Origin of the sequence: Sphingomonas sp. CCH5-D11 (genome assembly GCF_001557395.1) — a bacterium.
Lineage (GTDB): Bacteria > Pseudomonadota > Alphaproteobacteria > Sphingomonadales > Sphingomonadaceae > Sphingomonas.
Genome location: NZ_LSKH01000306.1, coordinates 66,085 through 81,665, shown reverse-complemented (window position 1 = coordinate 81,665; position 15,581 = coordinate 66,085). Strand labels below are relative to the sequence as shown.

16 protein-coding genes are annotated in these 15,581 nt (G+C 66.2%); 6 read left to right on the top strand and 10 right to left on the bottom strand.

Annotation, left to right across the window (positions count from 1 at the left end; genetic code table 11):
• From AX702_RS18900 to AX702_RS18890, 3 genes are all read right to left on the bottom strand, one after another.
• Nucleotides 1-1,057, bottom strand: a 1,057-nt coding sequence (locus tag AX702_RS18900; RefSeq protein WP_443026312.1) for a heparinase II/III family protein, incomplete at its 3' end; no start/stop codon positions are given.
• A complete protein-coding gene (gene rpe, locus AX702_RS18895) occupies nt 1,054-1,713 on the bottom strand; it encodes a ribulose-phosphate 3-epimerase (protein WP_066781953.1) in 660 nt (219 codons plus the stop codon). The genes AX702_RS18900 and rpe, both read right to left, overlap by 4 nt.
• 133 nt (nt 1,714-1,846) lie before the next feature.
• On the bottom strand, nt 1,847-3,139 hold the full coding sequence (locus AX702_RS18890) for an RsmB/NOP family class I SAM-dependent RNA methyltransferase (RefSeq protein ID WP_066781964.1): 1,293 nt from the start codon (nt 3,137-3,139) through the stop codon (nt 1,847-1,849).
• 41 nt (nt 3,140-3,180) lie between these two features.
• Here AX702_RS18890 and AX702_RS21830 point away from each other — a divergent pair, with 41 nt between their 5' ends.
• Complete coding sequence (locus tag AX702_RS21830) at nt 3,181-3,342, top strand: DUF1674 domain-containing protein (RefSeq protein ID WP_082746362.1); 162 nt, start codon at nt 3,181-3,183, stop codon at nt 3,340-3,342.
• A 116-nt stretch (nt 3,343-3,458) separates the two neighbouring features.
• Nucleotides 3,459-5,312 (top strand): AsmA family protein, encoded by a 1,854-nt coding sequence (locus AX702_RS18885; protein ID WP_082746361.1) that lies wholly within the window; start codon nt 3,459-3,461, stop codon nt 5,310-5,312.
• A gap of 21 nt (nt 5,313-5,333) precedes the next feature.
• Here AX702_RS18885 and AX702_RS18880 read toward each other — a convergent pair whose 3' ends face one another.
• Genes AX702_RS18880 through tsaD form a run of 3 tightly spaced genes read right to left on the bottom strand, consistent with a single transcriptional unit; the run spans nt 5,334 to nt 7,851 of the window.
• Nucleotides 5,334-5,858 (bottom strand): DUF1697 domain-containing protein, encoded by a 525-nt coding sequence (locus tag AX702_RS18880; RefSeq protein WP_066781952.1) that lies wholly within the window; start codon nt 5,856-5,858, stop codon nt 5,334-5,336.
• The gene (locus tag AX702_RS18875) at nt 5,858-6,829 is read right to left on the bottom strand and encodes an NAD(P)H-dependent glycerol-3-phosphate dehydrogenase (RefSeq protein WP_066781951.1); all 972 of its coding nucleotides are present in this window, start codon (nt 6,827-6,829) and stop codon (nt 5,858-5,860) included. Before AX702_RS18875 ends, AX702_RS18880 begins: the two co-directional genes overlap by 1 nt.
• Nucleotides 6,826-7,851 (bottom strand): tRNA (adenosine(37)-N6)-threonylcarbamoyltransferase complex transferase subunit TsaD, encoded by a 1,026-nt coding sequence (gene tsaD, locus AX702_RS18870; protein ID WP_066781950.1) that lies wholly within the window; start codon nt 7,849-7,851, stop codon nt 6,826-6,828. Before tsaD ends, AX702_RS18875 begins: the two co-directional genes overlap by 4 nt.
• 89 nt (nt 7,852-7,940) lie before the next feature.
• On the opposite strand from tsaD, the gene hemC reads away from it, so the two are divergent.
• The 4 genes from hemC (at nt 7,941) to AX702_RS18850 (ending at nt 11,961) form a co-directional block, all read left to right on the top strand.
• Nucleotides 7,941-8,846: a hydroxymethylbilane synthase gene (gene hemC, locus AX702_RS18865; RefSeq protein ID WP_066781949.1), complete on the top strand. Its 906-nt coding sequence runs from the start codon at nt 7,941-7,943 to the stop codon at nt 8,844-8,846.
• Entirely contained in the window at nt 8,843-9,511 is a 669-nt protein-coding gene (locus tag AX702_RS18860) for a uroporphyrinogen-III synthase (RefSeq protein ID WP_066781948.1), read from the top strand. The genes hemC and AX702_RS18860 overlap by 4 nt, the downstream gene beginning before the upstream one ends.
• A gap of 23 nt (nt 9,512-9,534) precedes the next feature.
• Nucleotides 9,535-10,446, top strand: a complete 912-nt coding sequence (locus tag AX702_RS18855; protein ID WP_066781947.1) for a hypothetical protein — start codon at nt 9,535-9,537, stop codon at nt 10,444-10,446.
• Nucleotides 10,447-10,554: 108 nt separating this feature from the next.
• A complete protein-coding gene (locus tag AX702_RS18850; RefSeq protein WP_066781946.1) occupies nt 10,555-11,961 on the top strand; it encodes a M20/M25/M40 family metallo-hydrolase in 1,407 nt (468 codons plus the stop codon).
• A 142-nt stretch (nt 11,962-12,103) separates the two neighbouring features.
• On the opposite strand, the gene AX702_RS18845 is transcribed toward AX702_RS18850, so the two are convergent.
• Genes AX702_RS18845 through AX702_RS18830 form a run of 4 tightly spaced genes read right to left on the bottom strand, consistent with a single transcriptional unit; the run spans nt 12,104 to nt 15,565 of the window.
• Complete coding sequence (locus AX702_RS18845; protein WP_066781962.1) at nt 12,104-12,685, bottom strand: ABC-type transport auxiliary lipoprotein family protein; 582 nt, start codon at nt 12,683-12,685, stop codon at nt 12,104-12,106.
• 8 nt (nt 12,686-12,693) lie between these two features.
• On the bottom strand, nt 12,694-13,656 hold the full coding sequence (locus tag AX702_RS18840) for an MlaD family protein (RefSeq protein WP_066781961.1): 963 nt from the start codon (nt 13,654-13,656) through the stop codon (nt 12,694-12,696).
• Nucleotides 13,656-14,468, bottom strand: a complete 813-nt coding sequence (locus AX702_RS18835) for an ABC transporter ATP-binding protein (protein ID WP_066781945.1) — start codon at nt 14,466-14,468, stop codon at nt 13,656-13,658. Before AX702_RS18835 ends, AX702_RS18840 begins: the two co-directional genes overlap by 1 nt.
• Nucleotides 14,468-15,565, bottom strand: a complete 1,098-nt coding sequence (locus AX702_RS18830) for an ABC transporter permease (RefSeq protein WP_066781944.1) — start codon at nt 15,563-15,565, stop codon at nt 14,468-14,470. The genes AX702_RS18835 and AX702_RS18830 overlap by 1 nt, the downstream gene beginning before the upstream one ends.
• Nucleotides 15,566-15,581: the final 16 nt, after the last annotated feature.

Below are 15,581 nucleotides of genomic sequence, written 5' to 3'. Positions count from 1 at the left end.
CGACCAGCAGCACCGTGGTTCCCGCCGTCATCCGCTGATAGCCCCAGTCCCGCGCCTGTTTCAGCGGTCGTGCGCGCACGCCGCTCGCCGCGATGATCTGCGCCACCTGCTCCGCCGGCACGGGACCGCCGCCCTGCCAGCTCGCCAGCGCACGATCCGCGTGGCAGGCGCCAAGCAGCGCCGGCACCATCCGGGTCAGCGCATCCTGTGCGAACTCGGGCAGGTCCTGCCGGCGCGCGGCATAATTTTCCCGCAGCATGACGAGCAGGCCGATAATCTCCAGAAGTGACTCGGGCGAGCGGCTGACAAGGCCGCCATCAGGCCAAAGTGCGCCGTCGAGCGCTCTGGAAAGGCCGGCTTCGCCGAAGCTCTTGCGCGGATCACCTCCCGGGATCAGCAGCCCGGCGGCGATCACCCCGCACCATGCCGCCACCCGGTGAGGCCCCGGTGGTGCCTTGTCGGCGCTGCTGTCCAGATGCCGCGCGCCCCTCGCCAGCGCGTTCAACACCTTGGAACGATAGACCAAGTCCGTGGAAGACAGGATCAGCGGCGCATGCGCAGTCCAGAACAGGATACGCCGGCCCCACAAATCCGGCCGCCAGGCCAGCGCGGTGATCCGTTCCCCGTGCGCCGCCAGCCAGCGCTCCATCAGATCCTCGGCCACGGGTGCGCCTTCGGCCCGCGTCGCGACGCTCGACAGGTCGCGAAGCCACGCAAAGCTATGGAGAAATTCTGCAAAGGCGGGCGATGGCGCGAAGCTGCGCAAGTCTAGCCCGGTAATCTGGTGGCTCTCGCCGCGGAACAGGATGTGCCCCTCAAGCAGCGCCTGTCCGCGTGGCACGTCCCCGAACAGCGGATCCTCCGGCACCGCGATCAGCTTGAGCGGATGGCGACCCTTCAGTCGAAGACCATGGATCGGCGTGCGCCAGGTCAGGCGGTGAAAGCGGTCGGTCAGCCGCTCGGCGAGCGACAATCCCTTGTCGCCGCCAACGCGCACCAGCCGCTTGCCCTCGTCGATCCCGTCGGCAGTGGGAAGATCGTCCGTCCGTTCGCTCATGCGCCCCTTAACGCACGGATGTTGTCCGCGTACGCAGCCGGTCCGCCCCGGAACGTGGCCGTTCCTGCCACCAAAGCGTCCGCGCCCGCATCGATCGCCAGTCGCGCCGTGCCGGGATCGATCCCGCCGTCCACCTCAAGATCGATGTCCCGCCCGCTCGCTTCGATCATCTTCCGGATGGCGGCGATCTTGCGCAGCTGGCTGTCGATGAAGCTCTGCCCACCAAAGCCCGGGTTCACGCTCATCACCAGGACCAGGTCGACCATATCGATGATGTAATCCAGCATCTTGGCCGGCGTGGCCGGGTTCAGGACGACGCCGGCGCGCTTGCCCAGCGATTTAATGTGCTGGAGCGAGCGGTGAATGTGCGGGCCGGCCTCGGGGTGAACGGTGATCGTGTCCGCGCCAGCTTCGGCGAAAGCGTCCAGATAGGCGTCGATCGGCGAGATCATCAGATGCACGTCGAAGGGCTTGGACGTGTGCGGGCGTAGTGCCTTCACCACCGCCGGGCCGATTGTGATGTTCGGCACGAAATGGCCGTCCATCACGTCGATATGGATCCAGTCCGCGCCAGCAGCGTCAATGGCGCGGACCTCCTCGCCCAGCTTGGCGAAATCGGCGGAAAGGATCGACGGAGCGATACGGACTGGCTTCAACGGATAACTCGCTCAAACTTCGTTCGTTCTGCCGCGCCGGATCATTCTGCGTCTCTTCACAGGGACGAAAACATGGCTGATCGGCGTGACCCGAACGGTGTGGGTAACGGCAATGCCTTAACCTTCCATCCGGTCAGGCGGAAGCACGCACAAGCCGCACGATGAAAAAGCCGTCGCAGCCGCCCACATCGGCCAGCGTGCCCGGCAGCGTGCGTACATAGCCGGCTTCGTTCGCCGCTATGCCGGTCGGGAGCTCCCCGGGGGACGGCGGCGACACGGCATATTCCGGGTGAGCGGTTAGGAACCGCGCAAGCTGCTCCTCCCCTTCCGCCGGCTCAAGCGAACAGGTGGCGTAGACCAGCCTTCCGCCCGGCCGCACCCACGCCGCTGCGCGGTCGAGCAGGCGTGCCTGCAGCGCCGCCATTTCCGCGATGATGCCAGGGTGCGCACGGTACAGCACATCCGGGTGCCGCCGGAAGATGCCGGTGGCGCTACAGGGCGCATCAAGCAGGATGGCATCGAGCGGCTCCGCGGGGGCCCAGTCCAGCGCGTCCGCGATCACCACCTGGGCAGGCAGGCCAGTCCGGGCCAGGTTTTCATGCAACCGGGCGGCGCGCGATGGTGCGATCTCCAGCGCGGTGACATTCCACCCCGCGGCGGCAAGCTGCATCGTTTTCCCGCCAGGAGCAGCGCACAGGTCCAGCACCTGCCCCTCGCCGGCTCCAAGCAGACGGGCGGGCAGCGAAGCCGCCACATCCTGTACCCACCACGCGCCTTCGTCATAGCCGGCAAGCGTCGCGACGGGGGCGGCCTCCACGATACGGCGGTGATCCGGCGCCAAGCTTGTCCCCTCCGGCGCGAGTCCGTCCGCCTTGGCCAGCGTCAGGTCGAGGGGAGGTGGCGCGGCAATGGCGCTTGCGGCCGCGTTGACCACGCTCTCGCCCCAGTAGCTGCCCCAGCGTTCCGCTATCTCCGGCGGAAGCGACGTCTGTTCCGGCAACTCTGCGCCGCCACGGTTCAACGCGCCGAACACCCCATGAACCAGCTTGCGCGGTCCACCGTCGACAAGCGGAAGAACCGTGGCGATCGCGGCATGCGGCGGGGTGCCAAGCGCCAGTGTCTGGACCAGCGCGACGCGCAGCGCCATTCGCGCCTTCGCATCGTCGGGCAGGCGTTGGCGCGTCGCCGAATCGATCAGGGCATCAAGATCGGGCAAACGGCGCAGCGTTTCGGCCGCGATGGCATGGGCAAGGCCCCGATCAGCGCCTTCCAGACCACGGGTCGCATTGGGCAGCGCTGCCTCCAGCGGCTCGCCCCGGCGCAGAACGGCGTCCAGCACGCGCAGGGCCGCGCGGCGCGGCGCGGTACCAGGAGGATCGGCCGGGCGACGGCCAGTAGACGAACGGGGCTTGGCGGGAGAAGGCATCGGGCCCATGTGGCGGCTTAACGACGCAACCGGAAGAGCCGATGTCAAAACGCCCTCCTCATGTTAAGCCACCGGCTTACCTGTCCCCCAACAAGCCCGTGCCACAGCCCGCGCCCATGGAGCGACCGGCGGAAGATCCGCTCGGCCGCGATCCAGTGCGATATGGCGATTGGGAAAAGAAGGGCGTCGCGATCGATTTCTGATCGGCACGCTTGGTCGCGCTCGTCTCACGGAGCGCTAAGTAGAAGGGGCGCCGAGCGCCCCCGCATCACTCCTTTCGTATCCGGAACGAACGCTTATTTCAGGCGTCTCACCTTCAATGTTCCGTTCGCTGTCCCGTCCCCGTATCCGGATCGCGGCAACCGTCATCACGCTGATCGTCGCCACCCTTGCGATTGCGATAGCGGCGTTCCCCTGGGGGTTGCTGAAGGGCGTTCTGGAAAGCCGGATGACCGCCCGGTTCGGCCGACCGGTAACGATCGGCACCATGGAACGGGTCGACCACTTCGGGTTCACGACCTCCGTCCGGCTGCGCGATGTCCGCATTCCAGGCCCACAATGGGCTGGCCCGCACGATCTTGCCCGCGTTGCCCAAATGGAAGTGAGCTTCAGCGCCCTGTCGCTTCTGACCGGCAGGCTGGCGCTCGGCGACGTGACGATTTCCGGCGCCGAACTCAATCTCGTACGAGCCGCCGACGGGCGCGAAAGCTGGCGTGGCACGACGGGGCGCGGCGGCACCGGCGGCGGCGGCCTCGATCAGCTCAGTGTCAGCAACTCGCGCCTGACCTATCGGGATGAGAAGCGCGACCGCTGGTTCGCGCTGAACTTCCTCTCCAATCAATCTGCCGGCCTGCGTGTGAGTGGCAGGGGCGAGATACGCGACGTTCCGGTTCGCATCGCCGTCAGCGCACCGGCGGTTTCCGGGGAGCACAAGGGCAAATGGCCCTTTGATGCCCGGCTGACCGGAACCGACCTGTCGATGCACGCCAAAGGAGCTATGGCAGCCCCGCTCGACACAGAGCATATGTCGCTTGAGGTGTCCGCGCGGGCGCGGGACCTGAAGCTGATCGACGCTGTGATCGAAGCTGGTCTGTTCCACACCCAGCCGGTCGTGCTGTCCGCCAAGGTTCGCCGTGAGCCAGGCCGCTGGCTGATCGACCGGCTCAATGGACGGATCGGCCGATCGGATCTCACCGGCGAACTGACCGTCATCAAGGATGGCGATCGAATTAAGCTGCAAGGCTCATTCTCGTCTCGCCAGCTGGACTTCGATGACCTGTCTTCCGACGCAGGCTTAAGGCGGGCTGCAGCCCGGAAACAGGCGATCGGGCCGCGAATCGTGCCCGACACGCGAGTGAATCTTGCCAAGATCGGCCGCACGGACGGCCGCCTCACCTTCCGGGTCGCACGGATCGTCAGCCGACACGGCCCCTCCTCCCTCACCTCCATGGCGGGCACGCTGACCCTCGATCATCGGGTGTTGACGGTCTCTCCCATGGTAATCGGGCTCAGGCAGGGCCGGATCGCGGGAACAGCCGTGGTCAATCAGGGCAACAACGGCCCGGTTCCGCTGGTGAAGCTGGATCTTCGGCTGATTGGCAGCAGCATTCCTGCCCTCGCTGGCGGCGGCGGATCGGTAACCGGGCGGGTCGATGCGCGTGCGGTGCTCGAGGGTCGTGGGAGCACGATCCGCGAAGCCGTCGGCAACGCCAGTGGTCGCATCGGTCTGGCCGCCCGCAACGGGGCGCTCCCGAAAGAGGTTGCGGAGGCGCTCGGCTTCGACGCCGGCGGAGCTTTGCTCGCAAGGAGAGAGGATCGCGCGGTCTTGCGCTGCGTGATCGTCGGCCTGACGATGCGCAATGGCGTCGGACAAGCGGGTCCCTTCATTGTCGACACCTCGCAAAGCCGCCTGGACGGCCAGGGCACGATTTCCTTCCCGAACGAGCGGCTGGCCATCCGGCTGACCGGCGCACCAAAGCACGATGCCGTCCTGAAGCTGCCCGGTTCGGCAACAATGACCGGAACGATCAGTGAGCCAGACGTGGTCGTGCCGCGCGAGGTGAAGTCGGTTGGCAACGTGTTGAAGGCGCTTGGCCGAGCCATCAGCGGCCGACAGGAGCCCATTGCGCAGGATGCCGACTGTCAGGCGCTGAGCAGCCAGGTGCTGCGATGATCATCGCCGCCTGACCGCGGTTCAGCGCGTCGCCTCCACCAGCTTCAGCAGCGTATTCCAGTTTCGGCCCGTCGAAAGCGGCAGCTTGGCCCTGGATAACAGTGCCGGCAGCTTGGATCGGCCGATCCCATCCGGATAGTCAACGTACAGTTCGCGCCCGATCGCCAGCAGCCGCTCCGGACCGTCATATCCTTTGGTCAGGTCCTGCAACCTGCCGCCATCGACCGATTCATGGTGAAAGAATATCTGGACATGATTTGGGCGCGTGGCGACCGCCTCCGGGAAGGGCGCTGCAGCAACGATCGCGCTCAGCTCATCATGGCTGCGGACAAACCACGCGGTCTCGAGATTGAGGTCCATCTGGGCCGCCTGTTCCAGACGCTTCTCTACGAGCGCTGCATCCTCATCTGACGAAAACACCGCATTGCCGGATGCCAGGATGGTGCGGACATCCACCAGCCCGTGCCTTTCGAGCAGCGCGCGCAGATCAGCCATCGCCAGCGGCTTGCCGGCGTTGATCGCGCGCGCAAGCACCGCCAGACGCATCAGCCCTCCTCGCGCAGCGGCCGTGCGAGCAGATCCTCAATCACCGCGCGCGCCGGCACGCCCTGAAGCAGACGGCAGACCGCCGTTGTGATCGGCATGTCGATGCCGGCTTCATCCGCCGCTTCGGCCAGAACGGGCGCGGTGAACGCTCCTTCGGCCACGGTGCGGCGATCGGCAAGCAAGTCGGCAGCGCTCGCGCCGCCTCCAAGACCCAGGCCAAGCGAAAAGTTGCGGCTGCTGGTGGATGAGCAGGTCAGCACCAGATCGCCCAGTCCGGAAAGCCCCGCCAGAGTCTCTGCCCGAGCGCCGCGCGCCAGTCCGAAGCGCGTCATTTCGGCAAAACCGCGGGCGATCAGCGCAGCACGGGCATTCTGGCCCAAACCTGCCCCCTCCACCACGCCACACGCGATGGCGAGTACGTTCTTCACCGCCCCGCCTATCTCCGCGCCGATCACGTCGGCGGAGGCGTAGGGGCGAAAACTCGGGCTGGCGAGCCGGGCGGCAAGCTTCGCCTGAAGCGCTTCATCGGCGCAGGCGAGGGTCACGGCCGTCGGCAGGCCTGCCGCTACCTCATGCGCGAACGTGGGGCCGGAAAGGACCGCGATCGGCGCGGCAGGATGCACCGCCTGTGCGATTTCGCCCACCAGTCGGCGCGACCCCGCCTCGATCCCCTTCGCGCACAGCACCAGCGGCGTGTCGCCGACCGGTGTCGCCTCCAGCACGGCGCCGACATGCTGCGCCGGCGCGACCACCAGCAGCGCGTCATTGCCGGCGAGATCGGCCAGAAGGCCAGTCGCACGAATCCGCGTCGAGAGCGGTATGCCCGGCAGGAAGGTCGTGTTTTCATGCCGGGCGTTGATGCTTTCCACGACCTCAGGTTCGCGTGCCCAGAGCAGCACCTCGCCGCCACGCGCCGCCACTTGCGCCAGGGCCGTGCCCCAGGCGCCACCGCCAATCACGCCGATCCTCACGCCTTCACTCCCGCCCCGCGTACCGCTTCTGCGGTGGGGTCGAGTGGCCAACGCGCACGCGCCGGGATATCCAGCGGATCGGTCAGCCCGGCGGCAAAACGCTCGGCGCCCGCCCAAGCGATCATGGCGGCGTTATCGGTGCAGAGCCAAAGCGGCGGCGCGACAAAGCGCATATCGCTCTCGCTTGCCAGCCGGGACAAAGCGTCGCGCACCGCGGCGTTCGCCGCGACACCACCGGCCACCACCAATGCGGTTGCGCCGCTCGCCTGCGCCATCGCCCGGCGCGTCCGATCAAGCAGGCAATCCACCACCGCCGCCTGGAAGGACGCAGCGATGTCCTCAGGCGAATAGTCATGGATCACGCGTGCAACGGCCGCCTTCAGCCCCGCAAAGGAGAAATGCGGCTCCGGCGACCGCAGCAACGGCCGGGGCAGCGGCACGGCGCCGGGATCTCCCTTCAGCGCGGCACGTTCCACGGCCGGCCCGCCCGGAAAGCCCAGCCCCAGCAGCTTCGCCGTCTTGTCGAATGCCTCACCAGCAGCATCATCAATGGTTGTCGCCAGGCGCCGGTAGCGGCCCACCCCCTCGACCAGCAGCAACTGACAATGCCCGCCGGATACCAGCAGCAGCAGATATGGAAACTCCAGATCCGGGTCGGCCAGCCTTGGGCTCAAGGCATGGCCCTCCAGATGGTTGACGGCGACCAGCGGCTTGCCGGCCGCGTGGGCGAGCGCCTTTCCGGTCACCAGTCCCACCATCACGCCGCCGATCAGCCCAGGCCCGGCCGTCGCCGCCACCGCGTCCACGTCCGCCAGCGTGACGCCAGCATCGGCCAGCGCCGCCTGCACCAGCGGTTCGAGCGCCTCAACATGCGCTCGCGCGGCGATTTCCGGCACGACTCCGCCGAACGGTCGATGGTCGCTTTCCTGTCCCGCAAGCCGATGGGACAGCACTCGCCGATCACCAGTGACGATCGCTGCCGCCGTTTCGTCGCAGGAGGATTCCAGGCCAAGAATGAGCATCTGTCCCCCTTATCCGCTCGCCGGATGCTTGTCGAAGGGCAGTCCAGGGCTGATAAAGCCGTCCCCGAACGAAGTGGTACGAAGTTTCAATGGCAAACACCTTCAGGCTCGGCACGCGCGGCTCCCCGCTTGCGCTCACGCAGGCGGGCATGGTCCGCGACGCGCTGATGGCCGTGCATGGCTGGGACGATGTCGAGATCGTTGTCGTTCGGACGACGGGGGACCGGATACAGGATCGTGCCCTAGCGGAAATCGGCGGCAAAGCCTTGTGGACGAAGGAGCTGGACCGGGCACTTCTAGCCGGCGAGGTGGATGCCTGCGTTCATTCCATGAAGGATGTGGAGACGATCCGGCCTGCGGAGATCGTCGTGGCGGCCATGCTGCCGCGCGCGGACGTTCGCGACCGGCTGATTGGCGCGGAATCGATCGAAGCGCTCCCGCAGGGCGCCGTGGTGGGGACAAGCTCGCCACGTCGGCGGGCCCAGCTCCTGCGCCGCCGGCCTGACCTGCAGATTGTCCTGCTGCGCGGAAATGTGGATTCCCGACTGGGCAAGCTGGCAGCGGGCGAGGTGGATGCGACCTTGCTCGCTGCGGCGGGCCTTGAGCGTCTGGAGCGCCCCGGTACCGGCACGCCGCTTCCGCTCGACACAACGCTGCCAGCGCCATCTCAGGGTGCGGTAGGGGTGGAAACGCTTTCCACGGGGCCTGCGCGCGATCTCGTGAGCGCGATCGATTGTTCGGACACCCACCGCTGCGTGCTAACCGAACGCGCGCTGCTGGCAGCCCTGGGCGCCACCTGCCACTCGCCGGTGGCAGCCCTTGCATCCTGGCAGGATGGTCAGATGACCTTGGCGGCCGAGCTGCTGGATGAGGATGGAACTGCTCATATCTCTGGGAGCATGAGCGGCGATGGCGGCGAAGCGCTGGGCCAGGCGCTCGCGGCGGATCTGCTGGAGCGGGCGCCCGGGTCGATCCGGCTGCTGTTTGCGGGGTGACCCGGCCGGCGCTGGTTCTGCGGCCAGAACCTGGCAATGCCGCGACCGCCAGACGTTTGGAAGCGGCGGGGCTGACCGTCGCGCGGCTGCCGCTCTTCGGCATCGTTGCAATCGAATGGACCCCGCCGGACGATCCCTATGACGCATTGCTGCTGACCAGCGCCAACGCCGCGCGCCTCGCCGGGCCCGGTCTGGCTGTGCTGCAGCATCTGCCCGTGATTGCCGTTGGAGCTGGCACGGCCGCCGCCGCCGAGGACGCGGGCCTCAGGATCGCCGCGGTGGGCCAGGGTGACGGTGCCCAGGCCCTCTCGCTGGCACATCGGAATGGTTGGCATCGCATCCTTCGCCTTGCGGCGCGCGACAGAATATTCCTGCCGGGCGTGGAGGACATCCCAGTTTATGCCAGCGAGCCGCGCATTCCCGCGCCGGGCACGATGCGTCTGGCAAAAAGCACTGTCACCCTGCTTCACTCGCCCCGCGCGGCCACCCTGTTTCGTCGCCTTCTGGAACGCGATCAAACGCTCCTCGCATCGGTGCGGGTCGCCGCCATTAGCGATGCCGTCGCGCAAGCGGCAGGCAAGGGCTGGGATCGCAGCCTGATTGCCGCGGAGCCGAACGATGCGGCGCTCGTGCAGGCTGCATGCACGCTCGCGATTGACCACTAACCATCCACTGGGGATAAGGCCTCATGGACGAAGCTGTGCCGCTCGATCCCGCTCCGCGCCGGTCGCGAGTTGGCCTTATCACCTTGCTCGTGGTGCTCGCGCTCCTCGTGGGCCTGGGGCTGATGTGGCTGTCCGTGCGTGACCGCCAGGGTTGGTGGCAGCAGGGCTCGGCGCCGGGTGCGTCATCAACGACAACCGTTGGCGGCCAAGCGGTGCCAGCGCCGGCCGGCGCCCCGGTTCTCGGCCCTTTTGATCCGGTGACTCTCGCTACGCGCGAAAGCGCGCTTGCCGCGCAGCTTGCGGCGCTTGAGGCTCGTGCCGCGGGCATGCAGCTGGACGTGACGGCCTCGGCCGACCGCGCCGGCCGTGCCGAAGCGATACTTATCGCTTTCGCTGCGCGGCGGTCGATCGAACGTGGCAAGCCACTCGGCTATCTGGAGGAGCAGCTGCGTAGAAGGTTCGGCGGCACCCACCAGCCGGCCGTGGAGACGATCGTTCAGGTAGGCCGTGATCCTGTCACGCTGGAGGGGCTTCGTGAGGCGCTGGAGGCGAACTCCTCCATGTTGCTGAATCCGGGAACTGAGCATTGGTTTGACGGCCTGATCGATGAGTTGCGGCACCTGGTGGTTCTGCGCGACGCCAACATGCCTTCGGCAATCCCATCCGAGCGGCTGACGCGGGCTCGGCGGCTGGTGGACATCGGCAGGGTGGATGCCGCGCTGGAGGAGGTGGAGCGGCTTCCCGGTGGTCCGCAAGCCGTGCGTTGGACCAGCGCCGCCCGCCGCTATGTCGCCGCCGATCGCGCCCTCGAGATTCTAGAGACGGCAGCCATCGTCGGCACCGTCTCTGGCGCGGCGCAGGCGGCTCAGCCGGCCGAAACCGTGCCGTCGCCACCCGCCCCCGTGCCGCCAGCACCCGAAAACTCCCAAGGCTGACGACGAAGCCGGCGCATTCCCTCCGGTACTGGGCGCCGTGCACAATGCAGCGTTGCCTCAGCAAAGTTTCCCTGCAAGCATTGCCCCTTACATAAGCGGGAGAGAAGAATGCAGGGTCACTGGCGGATCATAGCAGCAGGATTGGCTGGTTTAGCCCTGGTACCGACGACGGTCAGCGCGCAGCAGCGACCGGACGAGAAAGCATTCTTCGAACTCTACAAGGAACTGGTCGAAACCAACACGGTGGTCGATCAGGGAAGCTGCACCCGCGCCGCTCGGCAAATTGCAGACCGGATGAAGGCGGCGGGTTATGCGGACAGCGACCTGGTCCTCTTTTCCACGCCGGATCACCCAGAGGACGGCGGGCTTGTCGCCACGCTCCCCGGTTCCGATCCGGCACTCGGCGCCATGCTGCTGCTCGGCCATCTGGACGTTGTCGCTGCCAAGCGCGAGGATTGGCAGCGCGATCCGTTCAAGCTCGTCGAGGAAGGCGGCTTCTACTATGCGCGAGGCTCAGTCGACGACAAGGCCATGTCGTCGATCTGGGCCGATGCGATGATCCGCTTCAGGCAGCAGAGCTTCCGGCCGAAGCGAACAATCAGGTTGGCGCTCACCTGTGGGGAGGAGACCACTTACGCGTTCAACGGCGCGGACTGGCTCACGAAGAACCGACCGGACCTGGTTCGCGCCGATTTCGTCCTCAACGAAGGTGGTGGCGGGCGGCTGGACGCGCGCGGAAAGCGACAGGCACTTGCCATCCAGGTCGGGGAGAAGGCCGCGCAGAACTTCACGTTCGTTGCCACCAACCCGGGTGGGCACAGTTCCGCTCCGACACCGGAGAACGCGATCTACGATCTGGCGGACGCGATCAAGCGCGTGCAAGGGTATGAGTTCCCGATCAAGTTTTCGGATACGACCCGCGCCTTTTTCGCCGCCAGCGCCAAGGCGCTTCCGTCACCCACATCAGCCGCCATCCAGCGCCTGCTGGCCGATCCGACCGACCAGAGTGCCGACGCGATCGTCAGCCGGGACAAGGTGCTGCATTCCACCCTTCGCACGACCTGCGTCGCCACGCTCGTCAACGCGGGTCATGCCGAAAATGCCCTGCCGCAGCGGGCGACGGCGAATGTGAATTGCCGCATCTTCCCGGGCGAAAGCGTGGAGGGCACCTTGGCGAAGCTGAAGGAACTTGCCGGACCAAAGGTGACTGTCACCGCCAACCAGCCTGTCCGCCCGGTTGCAGTGCCGCCTCCGCTCGACCCCAAGATCATGGGCCCAGTGCAGTCACTCGCCGCCAAGCACTTCCCAGGCGTTCCGGTCGTGCCGATGATGTCTACTGGGGCGACGGATGGCGTCTTCTTCGGCAGGCTGAACATGCCCGTTTACGGCGTGCCCGGCCTCTTCCTGGAGCCCGACCTGAACGGGACGCACGGGCTGAACGAGCGCATTCGTGTCACGTCCCTTTATGAAGGACGCGACTATCTCTTCGACCTCACAAAGACACTGGCGCAATAGCGCCGCAAGCGCCTTGCCCGCGGCTCTCCCGCAAAGGAGTTCGCGGGCAAGCCTTCCTTCCGGCGGAAGGACGATCGCTCTGCACCAATGATCAGCTTGCCGTTATTGAGGGCGCCTTGCCGGCATTCCTCCCACGGGCCCCTTACCGGCCGATCCAGTCCGCCACTTCGCTGGCCACTTGATTGGCAGCCTGGTTGAGTGCGGCGCCCACCGGCGCCGGCTCGATCGCGGACACCGGTACCCGCGCCTCGAAGCGACGCTTCTCAAGTGCACCGCCCTCGTCGCGCACCAAGGCGGCGTCGTACGTAACGACAGCGGCCGAAGTGGCGGCATCGACCCCGAACATCCGCAACTCACCCGCAAGCCGCGCACCGGGATCAGCCAGCGACTGCGCGCCGGACAGGACAACCCGGCCGGTTCGGGCCGTCACGGTGTCCGACAGCAGACGCGCAAACTGCCGCGCCGGGGGCTCGACCCATTGCGCGTCCTTTACATAAGCGATGTCGGTCGCGCTGGCCTGTACGGGAATGCGATTGTTCGCCAGCGCTTGCGGCACTGCGGGCACCTGGATCGAAACCGTGCGCGCGCCGGCGGAGGATTGCGCCTGGCCTACCGGCACCTGCTCCGTCGCCGTCAGGCTGAGCAGTGACTCCGGCGGCTTGGCACCGAAGCTGACACAGCCGGCAAGCGGCAGAAGGGCAAGACTGATCAGGAGCTTCTTCATATCCGTCCTCACTTGCCCTTGTAGTCCGGCAGCTTCTGCTGCCCGATCAACGATCCGGCCCCTTGCCGGTCGACCTTCTCCGCCACCGACGCCAGCGCCGCCGACATCTGCCGCAGATCAAGCACCAACTGGTTGATCTCCGGCACGGTGCGCTTGGAGAATGTCTGCAACCCCGGCCGCGCATCCTGAATCGCGCCATTCAGCGTTTCCGCGCTTTGCTTCGCCGAGCGAATGGTATCGTTCAGGTTGACGATCGTTGGTCGAATATCCTCCGCCAGCACGCCATTGGTGGTCGCCGCCAGTTCGCCGATCTGCTGCGCGGCATTGCCAGCCTGCTGAATGGCGATACGGGTCTGCGCCAGCGTGGCGGCGATCTCGGGTCCGCGATCGGCCAGCGCATCGGTCAGGCGATTAGTATTCTCCAGAATGCCGGCGATCGATGCCTGGTTCTTGTCGGTCAGCAGCCCGGTCAGGCGCTCCGTCAACGTGGACAGGCGCTCCAGCAGCTGGGGTGCGGAATTCAGGATCGCGCCAAGACCACCGGTACGCGTCGGAATGACAGGCACGCCATAGGGACATTGCTGGCCATTGTCGTTTTCCGGACAGACGATCGGCGGTGCGCCCTTGCGAGCGCCATCCAGGCTGACCGTGCTGGTCCCCGTGAAACTGCCCTGGATGGTCGCCGCCGTGCCCTGCAGGATCGGCGTTTCCTGGCTCACCTCAATGCGCACGCGAACGAATTGCGGATCGTTGCGCCACAGCTGGATAGACTTCACCTGACCCGAAGGAACGCCGGAATAGGTGACCTGCGAGCCACGCGCGAGCCCATCCACGGATTGCTTGAAGAAGATATCATATTCGTTCTGGGTGGCGCCGCCCAGCCGCGCGATCCAAACGGTGAACAGCGCCAGCACTGCCAGCAGGATCAGCACGACGGCGCCGACCAGCACATGGTTGGAACGGGTTTCCATCACTTAGCCCCTGACTTTGCTGTTGCTTCTGCCGCAGCATCTCGTGTTGCCACCGCGGCTCGTCCCCGGGGTCCGCGGAAATATTCCTGAATCCATGGGTGATCCAGCGCGAGCAGCTCGTCGATCGTTCCCACGGCGATGACGCGCTTGTCCGCCAGCACGGCAACACGATCACAGATGGCGTAAAGCGTATCGAGATCATGCGTGATGAGGAAGACCGTCAGCCCCAGCGTCTTCTGGAGCGACTTGGTCAGATCATCGAAGGCCGCGGCGCCAATCGGATCCAGCCCGGCGGTCGGCTCGTCCAGAAAGAGGAGCTCGGGATCGAGTGCCAAGGCCCGCGCCAGACCGGCCCGCTTCTTCATGCCGCCGGAAAGCTCGGCTGGATATTTGGGGCCCGCCTCTGCCGGCAGGCCCGTCATCATCACCTTGAACGAGGCGATCTCGTCCAGCAAAGTCAGGTCAAGGTTCGGGTAAAATTCGCGCAGCGGAACCTGCACATTCTCCGCCACGGTCAGCGTGGAGAAGAGCGCGCCCCCCTGGAACAGCACGCCCCAGCGCTTGCGGATCTCGACCGCTTCCGTCTCTTCGCGCCCGATCGTGGGCTCGCCGAACACGGTGACATCGCCGGCCACGGGGCTTTGAAGCCCGATGATCGAGCGCATCAGCACCGATTTGCCCGTGCCCGATCCGCCGACCACGCCCAAGATTTCGCCGCGCCGTACGTCGAGGTCCAGGTTCTCATGGACAACCTGGTCGCCGAATGCGTTCTTGAGACCACGGACTTCGATGATGTTCTCGGAACTGCTCATCAAATCCAGCCGATCCGTTCGAAGAACACCGCGAAGAAAGCGTCGAGCACGATGACAAGGAAGATCGCTTGCACCACTGCGGCGGTGGTCCGGGTGCCGACCTGCTCGGCATCGCCCTCCACCTGCATGCCCTGAAAGCACCCTGCGATCGCGATGATCGCGCCAAAGACCGGCGCCTTGATCAGCCCGACGTAAAGATCGGTAATCGGCACCACTTCGCGCAGCCGCGCGACATAGGTGACCGGTGGGATCTCGAGCTGCAGCCAGCACAGCAGCCCACCCCCGATAATGGCGATGAGTGAGGAATAAAAACCAAGAAGCGGCATCAGCATGACGGCGGCAAGGGTACGCGGCAGCACCAATGCCTCCATCGGCGACACGCCGATGGTCCGCATGGCATCCACTTCCTCCGTCAGCTTCATCGTTCCGAGCTGCGCCGCGAACGCAGAGCCGGATCGCCCCGCCACCATGATCGCCGTCATCAGCACGCCAAGCTCACGCAGGGTGATGCGGCCGATCAGGTTGATCGTGAACACCTCCGCGCCGAACTGTCGAAGCTGCACGGCGCCCTGCTGTGCGATAACGATGCCAATCAGAAAGCTCATCAGCCCGACAATGCCGAGCGCCGATACGCCCACCACCTCAAACCGCTGAACGGTCGCATTGAAGCGAAAGCGTCGTGGGTGGCGAATGACATTCACGAAGGCCAGGACGGTCGCGCCCAAGAAGCCGAGCAGGCCCAGCAACGTGCGGCCGGACATGACCACCGCTTCGCCCACTTCACCAAGCACGCGGTTGAACGGGCTGACATATTTCGGCCGGGTTGAAACCGGCTGATCGGCGCTTCCCACCTGCTCGAGCAGATGCTGAAGCTCGGGCTTCAGCCCGGTGACCGGCACGCCCTTTCTTTTGGCGAAGCGGTGCACCACCCACGCACCGATCGTATCCATGCGCCCGATGCCGGAGAGATCAAGCTCCGAGATCGAACCCGAATGGGAATCGAGACGCGTGGGCAGATCACCCAAGCGGGAGAGCAGCAGGTCGCCGGTGACGCGCAGCCTGCCCCCGTCCTCGCTGAATTCGGCCAATGCGCCCATCCCCCACCCTTTGCGG

Excerpts from the sequence above, each read along its gene's own strand:
- AX702_RS18890 (WP_066781964.1), bottom strand. The coding sequence starts at position 3,139 with ATGCCTTCTCCCGCCAAGCCCCGTTCGTCTACTGGCCGTCGCCCGGCC.
- AX702_RS21830 (WP_082746362.1), top strand. The coding sequence starts at position 3,181 with ATGTCAAAACGCCCTCCTCATGTTAAGCCACCGGCTTACCTGTCCCCC.
- AX702_RS18885 (WP_082746361.1), top strand. The coding sequence starts at position 3,459 with ATGTTCCGTTCGCTGTCCCGTCCCCGTATCCGGATCGCGGCAACCGTC.
- AX702_RS18880 (WP_066781952.1), bottom strand. The coding sequence starts at position 5,858 with ATGCGTCTGGCGGTGCTTGCGCGCGCGATCAACGCCGGCAAGCCGCTG.
- tsaD (WP_066781950.1), bottom strand. The coding sequence starts at position 7,851 with ATGCTCATTCTTGGCCTGGAATCCTCCTGCGACGAAACGGCGGCAGCG.
- hemC (WP_066781949.1), top strand. The coding sequence starts at position 7,941 with ATGGCAAACACCTTCAGGCTCGGCACGCGCGGCTCCCCGCTTGCGCTC.
- AX702_RS18855 (WP_066781947.1), top strand. The coding sequence starts at position 9,535 with ATGGACGAAGCTGTGCCGCTCGATCCCGCTCCGCGCCGGTCGCGAGTT.
- AX702_RS18850 (WP_066781946.1), top strand. The coding sequence starts at position 10,555 with ATGCAGGGTCACTGGCGGATCATAGCAGCAGGATTGGCTGGTTTAGCC.
- AX702_RS18845 (WP_066781962.1), bottom strand. The coding sequence starts at position 12,685 with ATGAAGAAGCTCCTGATCAGTCTTGCCCTTCTGCCGCTTGCCGGCTGT.
- AX702_RS18840 (WP_066781961.1), bottom strand. The coding sequence starts at position 13,656 with ATGGAAACCCGTTCCAACCATGTGCTGGTCGGCGCCGTCGTGCTGATC.
- AX702_RS18835 (WP_066781945.1), bottom strand. The coding sequence starts at position 14,468 with ATGAGCAGTTCCGAGAACATCATCGAAGTCCGTGGTCTCAAGAACGCA.
- AX702_RS18830 (WP_066781944.1), bottom strand. The coding sequence starts at position 15,565 with ATGGGCGCATTGGCCGAATTCAGCGAGGACGGGGGCAGGCTGCGCGTC.